7 protein-coding genes are annotated in these 10,461 nt (G+C 43.0%); 2 read left to right on the top strand and 5 right to left on the bottom strand.

Annotated elements, in window-relative coordinates; translation table 11 throughout:
* The 3 genes from AM228_RS13885 to AM228_RS13875 form a co-directional block, all read right to left on the bottom strand.
* A partial coding sequence (locus AM228_RS13885; protein ID WP_156331773.1) for a filamentous hemagglutinin N-terminal domain-containing protein occupies positions 1–2,958 on the bottom strand: 2,958 nt, incomplete at its 3' end.
* A 65-nt stretch (positions 2,959–3,023) separates the two neighbouring features.
* Positions 3,024–3,854: a DUF928 domain-containing protein gene (locus AM228_RS13880; RefSeq protein ID WP_054466701.1), complete on the bottom strand. Its 831-nt coding sequence runs from the start codon at positions 3,852–3,854 to the stop codon at positions 3,024–3,026.
* A 755-nt stretch (positions 3,855–4,609) separates the two neighbouring features.
* Entirely contained in the window at positions 4,610–5,512 is a 903-nt protein-coding gene (locus tag AM228_RS13875; protein ID WP_054466700.1) for a DUF928 domain-containing protein, read from the bottom strand.
* Between the two features lie 164 nt (positions 5,513–5,676).
* On the opposite strand from AM228_RS13875, the gene AM228_RS32620 reads away from it, so the two are divergent.
* A complete protein-coding gene (locus AM228_RS32620) occupies positions 5,677–5,841 on the top strand; it encodes a hypothetical protein (protein WP_156331772.1) in 165 nt (54 codons plus the stop codon).
* Between the two features lie 179 nt (positions 5,842–6,020).
* Here AM228_RS32620 and AM228_RS36800 read toward each other — a convergent pair whose 3' ends face one another.
* A complete protein-coding gene (locus tag AM228_RS36800) occupies positions 6,021–6,182 on the bottom strand; it encodes a DUF928 domain-containing protein (RefSeq protein ID WP_082348879.1) in 162 nt (53 codons plus the stop codon).
* A gap of 896 nt (positions 6,183–7,078) precedes the next feature.
* Positions 7,079–7,924 (bottom strand): DUF928 domain-containing protein, encoded by an 846-nt coding sequence (locus AM228_RS13870; protein ID WP_054466699.1) that lies wholly within the window; start codon positions 7,922–7,924, stop codon positions 7,079–7,081.
* Positions 7,925–9,183: 1,259 nt separating this feature from the next.
* Here AM228_RS13870 and AM228_RS13865 point away from each other — a divergent pair.
* Entirely contained in the window at positions 9,184–10,143 is a 960-nt protein-coding gene (locus tag AM228_RS13865) for an STM4015 family protein (RefSeq protein WP_054466698.1), read from the top strand.
* Positions 10,144–10,461: the final 318 nt, after the last annotated feature.

Here is a 10,461-nt window from a genome sequence, read left to right as displayed (position 1 = left end):
TGGTGGGGCGATCGCTTCGGTGGTTGGTTGCGCGATCGCTTCGGTGGTTGGTGGGGCGATCGCTTCGGTGATTGGTGGGGCGATCGCTTCGACTGGTGCTGGGATTTCTGGGGTCGTATTCACAGGGGTGGGTTCAGAAACCACAATGGATTCTGTTGCCGGTTGCGGGAGTGGTGGATTTGTAGCGGTTTCCAGTGTGGGGGCTGAAACCGGGGTAGCTGCCGAAGCATCAGTGGATTGTGAAGTGTTGGTTGTTTCTGGTTTTGCCTGAGAAACCTGGGTGGGTGAGGCAGAACCAGTGGTGTCTGAGGAGTCGTTGGCATCTTGATCCAAGACAAATTGCAGATCCAATGGCGGGCTTTCCTGGACTGGCGCCGCAGCAGGAACAGGATTTTTCTTGCCACCTTCGACCGTCTCAATCTTGAAAAAATCCACGTCGGGATTAGTCACGGTGCCATTATTCTCTGCGTCCTGATCCCAGGTGCTTTCTGGGTTTTGCAGGACTAGAGTTGATCCACCTTGAATCTGAACGGGAGATCGAAAAGTTGCTTCCAGTCCTAGGGTGATGGTGCCTGTGAGATCAACTTCAGGGTCACCAATAATAATCTTATTAAAACCACTGGCTATAGCTTTTAAATCTTCTTGGGATATATCCAATGCTGGTGTGTTCGCTGTGTTATCAGGGGATAATCCGATCTCAATATTTGGATTATCCGGCCATGGTGTTAACGTTAAAATTCTTTCTCCTTTGTTTTCTCCTTTGTCTACAAAGTTTGGACCTCCAGTAAAATCAATTTCTGCACCTCTTATTGTTAGATTATTGCTCGACACATCGTCGTTTATATTCACTAATCCACTGGCCGCATCAATATTAATATCCCCGGCGGTGCCACTCGCTGCCCCAGCATTCAAAGCACCTGTAGTAATATCTCCGCCCTGGGTAATTAGATCAATTGTTCCCGCTGTGCCCTTGTTGGTAGAAGAGTTTAAAGTCGCATTGGTGATGTCAATATTTCCCGTCTCATTCACTGTGAGGATAATATTGCCGCTAGTACCCTGATCTGTGTTAGATGAATTCACGGCAGCTTCGTTAGCCTTAACATCAGCGTTAACGGTAATATCGCCATTTGTGCTGGTCAGGCTAATAGTTCCGGCGATCGCATTACCTGTAGCACTAGAATTCAGTTGACCCGTAGTAATATTTCCGCTATTAGCATTCAGGATGCCATTAGCAGTCAGGGTAATATCTCCCCCGGGAGAGTTCGTTCCTTTGCCTGATGTATCAATAGTTCCTACAGTAATCTGGGCTCCCGAAATTTCCACATCGGCTCCAGAAGCAGTGATGGATTGCGTCGGATCCATTGAAAAAGCACCGCCACTTTTGTTATCTGAATCGGCAGTAAATGTCACCGAACTAGCGGAGTTAAAGGTTAAAGAAACTCCAGGGGCTATGGTGATATTATCTGTAGCTTCCAGGACAATATCCCCTGATTGTTTTTCCAGGGTGGCAACACTAATTGTAATATCTTCACTCCCAGGAGTGTTCTTTAAAGTATTCACGAAATCACTCGCCAACTCTGGGTCACTATCTGCCGCATTGGAAATCGTAATATTTTTTGGATCAAGTAGCAAAGTGCCCCAAATACCATTGGGGGCAGTTAAATCAACCAAGCCATTAAAAATCAGGTTTTCTTTGCCGGAAACTTCCGCAAAGCCACCATTGCCGAAATTCTCCCCGCCCCGGGCAGAAATTTGGCCATAAAATCCCGTTAATTCATCAGCCCAAACAATTACCCGACCGCCATTGCCCGAACTCGCATCCGCCCGAATCATCGCATCATTACTCACAAAAGTTCTGGCAGCCGTGGGTAAAAGCCCATTACCCTGATAATCTCCGCCAATTCTGACATCACCGCCCCCCAGACTACCCGATGCATCAATTTGGGCGCCGATCGCCCCTACTTTGTCCCCGATCGCCGTCACACTGCCCCCAGCACCCTGCTCCGTAGATACGGATACCTGACCTGAGACAATGGTTGTGCCGGTTTCCGTAGGAATACGGACTGTGGAACCCGTCAGAGAAACGGTGCCATCAGGGTTTATGGTGACATTAGTGGCATCACTGACATTACCGCCGGTCAGTAATTCCGGTAATGTCAGGGGATTAATCAGATTTAAAGATGAATTTAAGAATGGATTCTGGTTCGCTTCAGTCCATTCCGACGGTAAGATATCCAAACTCAGCAGCATCCCGGATTGATTGATGCGGACTAAGACTAAATTTTCTGTTTCTCCGGGAACTGCGGCAATGGTAATTTGTCCCCCTGGGGCAGAAAGTGACCCCGTATTGACGGTCATCCCACCAATTAAATTCAGAGATTGGCGATCGCCCACCGCCAGATTTCCGGCATTAAACACAACCCCAGGCTGTGATGTAGCAGATGTAGCAAAAATAAAGCTGTTGGGACTGCCTACTAGGGCTTGATAATCATTAGTGGTGCCACCAAACCAGCCCCCATTAAAACCCACCCCGTTGGCGGTGGTAGCGGTAAAAGCCCCTGGGACATTGAGTGTAGCGTTCGGGCCAAAGACAATTCCCGCTGGGTTGAGTAAAAATAAATTGGCATTGCTGCCTGTCACCTGGAGAATGCCGTTAATGATCGAGGCATTGCCCCCGACCACTTGACCTAAGATATTTTGAATTTGGGGGGCAGAGAGAAAGTTAGCGGTTTCTCCTGTGGGGACATTAAATTGCTCAAAGGTATGAAATAAGTTGCTGCCATCCCCTGAGAGGGCGCCGCCCTGGATGTCGAGGCGATCGCCGTTACGGATAACCTGAGTGCCGGTATCTCCACCGGGAACAATGGTTTGAGCCACCACTGGCTGCCAAATCATCCCCGGAAGCAAGCCCATAGCGGCAACGAGAAGACCGTGATTTCTGACTACCCGTAACGACATATATGGTTTATCCTCGAAATCTATTCAATATATATATATTAAACTCATCGGTTTAACTCACTTGATTAACTCATCTCCGTGGCAGGCTGTGGCTTAACAATCACTTCAGGCCAGATCAGGGGTTCTTGAGTGAATTCGCCCAAGTTCACTGAGCGTAAAAATTCATTCCACCGTGAGAGAATCACCGGATCATCAGGATGCTGGTAAAGCAGGTAAGCCAGACTGGTTAAAGCTTCATGCCAAATGCCGGCGCGGGCATAAATCGAGGGGCGATCGCTCTCCGTTGCCCGATCTAACTCGGCTTGCAGTTCCTTACTCAAGGGAATCCGTTCCACCCACCCATCAACTAAGGGATTTGCACTCGGATCCTCGCTATCGCAAACCATCGACACCAACCAACGATACTGTTTATTTTCGGCCAAAGCTGGCGCATCGTCAGGGGACAATTTATGACTCATAATCCCTGATGAAGGAGCCGATAATTTTTTTTGATACACAATATTTTGGTTATCATCAATCAGCACAAATCTAACCGAGGCGGCTTTTTGCGCCGAACCCTGATCTAATGCGCTGGGTGTGGGTACATACCAAAAGAAACTGGGATACTCAGACACCGTGAAAGCCATAGAATCACCGGGAATCATCGGCGTCAGTAACTTTTGCCCAGGTTCCCAACCACAGCCCCGGGAACCGCCATCAGCCGCTCTTGCGGGGGCGCCTCGACTCGGCGGACTAAAGCTTTCACTCACCAGCCAGGATCCATCAGGATCTTGATAGCTAGAAGCGGATTGGGCCAAAACTGGCGTGGGGGAGAAGAAGCGCGGACTCATTAAAACACCCAGCAAGACACCGGCAGAAATATTGGCAACTTTTTGCAGTGATTTTTTGTGTAACATCGTGGGATCACTCCTTGATTCTATTAATCCATCTCAACTTGAAAATACGTCCTCAAGCACCCTTGTCAAATAAGTTCAAACATATAAACAGAAAGATAAACAGAGATATAAAGGCTAGAAATCAACAAAAGTGAGTACTTCTCCCTGTGAATCTGATATTCACCCTGACTTGAGAGGCATTAAATTTCAATCGCTTCAAAAATTGCTTTTTCGGCAATCTTGTTAACTTGCAACATAAACACTGAGTTAAGATTTAACTGATTTGAAGCCGTTTAGCAGCGATCGAGGTCAAAAAAATTATAAACTCCGTATTAATACGGAATGTTTTTTACTTTAATCTTCAGGATTTCTGAGAATTCACTGAGATTAACTAGCCCCAATCATGTTTGATTTCTAAATATTTATTATATCACTTTTTTAAATAGCCTGCAATAACTCCAAGTTTAAAGACCACCGGAACCGAAAAAAATTTTTTTAAAGAAAGATACTAAAAGAATTGAGGAATTTATAATTAAGGCATTTTCAATGGTGAGGCGGGGAGGAATCCCCAACGGCATCTCCCACCAGAAGCCCTCCCGTCTAGCTTCCCCGGTTAAAACCATAAAAAGATAAGCAATCTACCGCCGCCCCAAAAATCAGCAAAAAATCAGCAAAAATCAGCAAAAATCAGCAAAAATCAGCAAAAATCAGCATTTAGTTAAGGAAAAGTTTTTTTCTTGGCTAATCCGCTAATTAAGCTCAAAATCAAGGCTCAATTATGGGTGAGTCATATCTACTGGAGGATAGGCGGATAAATCAGCCAATCCACTGAATGCTAACAACGCTTGCCATGTTTGATTAATTTTCTCATTTTCCAGATTTTGACGGCGCATTTGATCTAAAGTGGCTAAGGCATCATACCAAATGACTTCTTTGGTATAAAAGTTCCACAGGGCTTGCGGATTATTCGCCGCGTTGCTCAACTCTTCTTGCTGACGACTATTCAGAGGCAGGCGGCCAATATAAGCATTAGCATAACAGGCTGAATTGAAGATTGCTTCGGAATTCTCAGAACTAGAAACGGATAAAAACCACTCGTACCAGTGGCCTACTTTTAAAGGCGGTTCACTGCTGGGTAATTTGAAGCGCATAATCCCGGATTCTGGAGGAACGGGTACGGTTGTTTGGTAGATGATCTCTTCTGTTTGTTCTTCGATTAAAGTTAATCCAACGTATTTTAGCCCTGGAACTTGAGGAACGTACCATAATAAAGTCGGATAGTCAGAAACCGTCGATGCGGCGATCGTTACAGTCGGATCGTTGCTCTGATAATTGGGAATTAAAAGCGTGACGGGTTGTGCTTGACCATAAACCAGGCAAGGCCCACGGGCGCCCGCATCCGCCGTTCTTTTGGGGGCACCTTTGTTCGGGGGATTAAAGAATGTATCGTTACTTGGATTAGGACTCTCAGGAACACTCGGCGGTGAATTTAATCGATTTGACCGTGATTTATCCGATCCATGATTTGCTGATGAATTATTTTCAGACTCTACAGCTATCTCTGGGCTTGACTGGGCTGACGAGCCAGGTAGATTAAACAATGGCTGCAACAACAGAGGCAGAGAGATTATCATTGAAAGGGTGAGACATTTTTTTTTGCCAAAATTTAAGGTTAGCATAGATTTAATTTACTCATTTCTAAGAAATACTTCATGGCTGAATCGAGCATTATTGGGTCGAGCATTATTAAAGATTAGACATCTGGAAAAAATGGCGATCGCCTTAGCACTTCCTTGAACCGGCTTGAATCGGCTTGAATCCCCTTGAATAGGCTTGAATCTCCTTGAATCGGCTTGAACAGGCGATCGCCTACACCCTGAAAGCATCTGTGGATTTATGCTATGTATTTTCTCTCGATAAAACATTATGGCAAGCTGAATCTCAAGCTAAATCTCAAGCTAAATCTAAATATGTAGCTTTTTCTGTATCCGGTATGACTAATTTATAGTTTATGACTGATTATCACACTAATTATAGCATATTTATCCATCTTCTCTATATATAGATTCATCTTGGAGTATCGGCAAAATTTTACTCGGATTGAAAACAATTTATCAACCTAATATTAACCTAGAAGATCGTTCAATAGACTAAAGCAATGAAAAACTCTAGAACAATTTTTCTAATTTATATCGGCGGGTATGCCGATAGCTTCCCCAGTCCAATTAAGCCTAAGAAGGATTGCCATCTTCGCTCAACCCTTTCATCCTCTGGATGTTGCCGACGCATTTGGTCTAAAGTCGCTAAAGCATCATACCAAATAATTTCTTTGGTATAAAAATTCCACAGTTATTCAAGATTTGTGGCAGCAGATAGTTCGTCTTGCTCCTGGGGACTTAGAAGCCGACGACCAATATAAACCTCTACAAAATCACAATTTTTATTATTCCTCTTAATATCGTTTTCATCCTGAAAACTATCAGCCCTAAACATAAATAAGTCAAATTTGTACCATTCACCAGGTTTTAATCCCTTGAATTGGCTTTCTGATAATTGAAATATCCCGATAGTTGACTAGAACCAGAATCTAGTATTGTTGTAAAAATTTCTTTACTTTATGGATTTTCCAAGCGTAATACTAATCCCTTAAATTAGGCCGACTTTGTTGGCAATGAATATTCAGGTAAATACCATAATAAAGTCGGGTATTCATTAATTGTTGATGCCGAAATGCTCACCTCACCATTTTAGTATCAGTAATTAACAGGTTTAAACGCTCTGTTCTTAGGTATCGGACATTCACCTCTAGGGCATGCATCAGCGGTTCTGCGAAGATCGCCGAGAGTTGGAGGATTAAAAGATAAAGATTTGTTTAGATCAACTTTTCTCTGGTTTGTGCCACTATTTTTTGTATCATTTTGATACCAATGAAATGATTAGGTCAGGAAATTTTCTGAGGTTTCCTGGGGGGTATTAGGCGTTACCTGTCCTAGGGTTAAGGAGATATTGAACAGGGGTTTAAGCAGTAATATAATTAAACATATACGGATATAAAATCTCCATTTTATTGGAACTTTGAGAATTATTTTTAACATAAATTAGCGATGAGCGATCGGGTATTCTTTCTTTCGTAATCAGTGATGTCACATAGAGAAAACCGCCCCAATTGCATTCCCAATTACATTTAGTTTAGAATGCACCCTGATTGGAACGGTAGATATCTAAGTTTTAAGATAAAAGTTAAATCAAGGATTAGAAGTTTGATCTATATTACTAACGATTTGGGTTGGTTTCAGCAAGGGCTGATTCGCTAATCCACCCAATTCTATAGATTCTAACATTTGGATCCATTGATTATTTCGCGTGGAATTATGAGGATTTTGACCAATGAGTTCTGCCAATGTTGCCAAGGCATCATACCAAATTTCATGTTGGATATAAAACTGCAACCGCTCCTCATCGCTGCTGACAATATTCAGTTGTTGTTGTTGTTCATTTGTCAAAACTTGGCGTTTTATCCAAGCGGATAAACTGCTGCAAGGTTCATAAATGTTAGGATTTTCTTGGTTGTAAGCACCGATGAAAATATTGTACCATTTGCCAGCTTCCAGCACGGGTGATTGACTTTTTGGTAATTGGAAGCTGATAATACTGGCTTGACTTGGCGCATCGATCATTTCTGTATAAACTTCTTCCTCTTGATCGTTAATCAAAACTACCGCTAATTTATTGATTGGTCGGTATTTTGTGGGAGCGTCTGGGGTGGGGTTGAGATACCAAAATAAGGTGGGATTTTCAGAAATTGTGCTTGCCCCCTGATCCGCCGGAATTAGTAAGGTCATTTGCCCACAGCCACGAGAACCACCATCAGCAGTTCTGCTGGGTGCTCCTCGTTCGGGGGGTTCAAAATTATTGACGGATTCAATGGACTGATAGCTTGCTTCTTCGGCGATCGCATTCGGTTGATTTTCTGATTGAGCTTTTCCTGCTAAGAATAGGCTGTCAGCAATGATGATTCCCCAGGTAATCAGTCCTAATAGGGTGACAATTTTGTGAGCGATTGTTTTGTGAGCGACTTTCTGTTTTAACATGAATGGTTCAGCACCTCCAAAATGAGTAAACTAGAGTTTAGTGGTTACTGACGTAGATCAGTTGTTTGATCTGTTTTTTTGAGTTGGGAGTGGTTGAGCTTAATAGTCGGTAATAGTCGGTAATAGTCGGTAATTCTCGGCCAAACTCTCAACCCTTACGCCAGATTAAGAGGTGGAAATTACCAGGATTTGTCTACGATTTTGCGCTCGCTCTGGCTGAGAATAAACTTTGTTAGAATAAACGTTGCTAGAATAAACGTTGCTTTTGGTGGGTGATTCACCTGAAACTACCCATTTACATTCTTGAGGTTTTAACTTTAATTTTGAACTTTAATGTTGAGAGTAGCTTAATTAGGCGCAACCCAGCATATTTGAGGCCAGCACTTTCAACCGCTTTACTGACTCCGATGAAGTACAACCTGAGTGGTTTCTAGAGAGTAGAAATCTGGGTCAATTGTCTAAATTGTCAATTGCCTAGATTATTTACTCTCATGGTGATTAAACGGGATGATTCATCAGCATGGGTGCCAGCCCTTGAACAACAGCTACGATTCGGTTTTATCTTAATAATTCCTTGACTGATTCACTGATAAAAGATTTGACAAGGTTCAACCAAATTTAGATGAAAAATCTATGTCAAACATCAGCGAGCCACTGCGGTTCCCCTCGCGGGGACAGGCTTGGGGTCTCCGCAAGTAGAGCAAGTGGCGGCAGAATGCTGAGAATCCTTGGCATTAGGTTACATTCAGTAACATTGGCGGAGCGTTAAGCATCAACAGCGCGATCGCCGATCTTGATTTAATCTTAACAAGCCCCGAAAACTTGTCTCAGTTTTTTTAGCTTTTTTTAATTTTTTCTTAAAAAGATTTATTGGCAAGGTGAATGGCTGAATCGCCAAGGTAGGGACTTTTTACGAAGATGGCCGTTTAAAGGCTGAATCAGTAATGAGTGTTGAATTGATCCTGGTTATTTCCATCAACACTTATGGGCATCAGTTGGATTGCGTAAACACTTTTACCCCATAAAGATTTGGCTGTTAGCGAATATACTTAAGTATCCCAAGGGTTTTATCCGAGTTTTATCCATATTTTTACCTGACGAGAGTAAAAGACAAGGGTAAAAAAATTTCCCAATGCGATTGGGGGACAAATTTCCGCCAAGTTCCGCCTGAGAGTCCCTCGATGCAAAAATGAAAGTATTTTCAGTAAGATGGGGATGACTTAAACCGCGATCGGATCATAAGGTAAAAATAGGTAAAAATGTCTTATTATTATCAGCACGCCAGTGTCTTTGCTTCCCGCACAGTGGAAGAGTTTGATTCGGAACAGGGAATCACCACCGCCCTGGGGACAGCGATCGCCCTCCGGTATCAGTATGATGACAGCCATGATATCCCTGAATCTTTGGCTTTGCTGGTCAAAGACACCCTGGCGGTTAAATTAGAAGCTTTGGTGATCGGTGTTTGGAAAGATTTAATCGAAGGAGGGGATAATTCATCCGAAGTGGTGAATGCTTTGGTAGCTGTGGCGGATCGACTGCCGAATTTAAAAGCAATATTCTTAGGGGATATCTTGTCAGAGGAATATGAAATTTCTTGGATTGTACAAAGTGATATTAGTCCAGTTTTATCCGCATATCCTAATTTAGAATGGTTGCAAGTTCGCGGCGGTAGCGGGTTAGAATTTAGCCCGGTTCAGCATGATAATTTAAAATACCTGATTATTGAAACGGGGGGGCTAAGTCGAGAGGCGATCGGGCAAATTTGTCAACTCCAGTTACCCAGTTTAGAGCATTTAGAACTATGGTTGGGTAGTGACTACTATGGTGGCGATTCTACCGTTGAGGACTTGCAGCCAATCCTCGAAGGCAACTTATATCCTAAGTTAAAATATTTAGGCTTAAGAAATGCCCAATATACCGATGAAATTGCCGAAGCTGTGGTGCGATCGCGCAAAGCGGATCGCTTTAGCGAATCGCGCATCATTCATCAACTGAAAACCCTAGACTTATCGATGGGAACTTTAGGGGCAAAAGGTGCCGAGTTTCTTTGTAGTTCTCCATCGATAAAAAACCTCGATACTTTGAATGTTTCAGAAAATTATCTTAATGATGAGGATATCGCCAAGTTAGCCAGCCTCAAAATTAATCTAATTGCGGACAACCAAAAAGATATAGAAGAATATGATGAGAATGAACGTTATTGTTCCGTTTCTGAGTAACTCGATCTGATTATATTTTATTTGTTGATTGGTTTCTTGGTTTATTGATTTGATTTATTTGTAGGGGCAAAGCATTCCGGCAGCTATTTATCGCAGTAACACATAAACCTTTTACCGGAATGCTTCGCCCTTATTTGGTTTATTGGTTTATTGGTTTTTTGGTTGGTTTGTTTGTTCGTTTGTAGGTTTGTAGGGGCGAAGAATTCCGGCAGTTATTTCTCGCGGTCAAACAAAAATATTTTACCGGAATGCTTCGCACTTATGTTGTGTTATTTTATTTTTTATGGCCAAATCCTTCCGGCAGCTATTTATCGCAGT

Origin of the sequence: Planktothricoides sp. SR001 (assembly GCF_001276715.1) — a bacterium.
Lineage (GTDB): Bacteria > Cyanobacteriota > Cyanobacteriia > Cyanobacteriales > Laspinemataceae > Planktothricoides > Planktothricoides raciborskii.
This window is presented reverse-complemented; position numbering and strand designations above follow the sequence as displayed.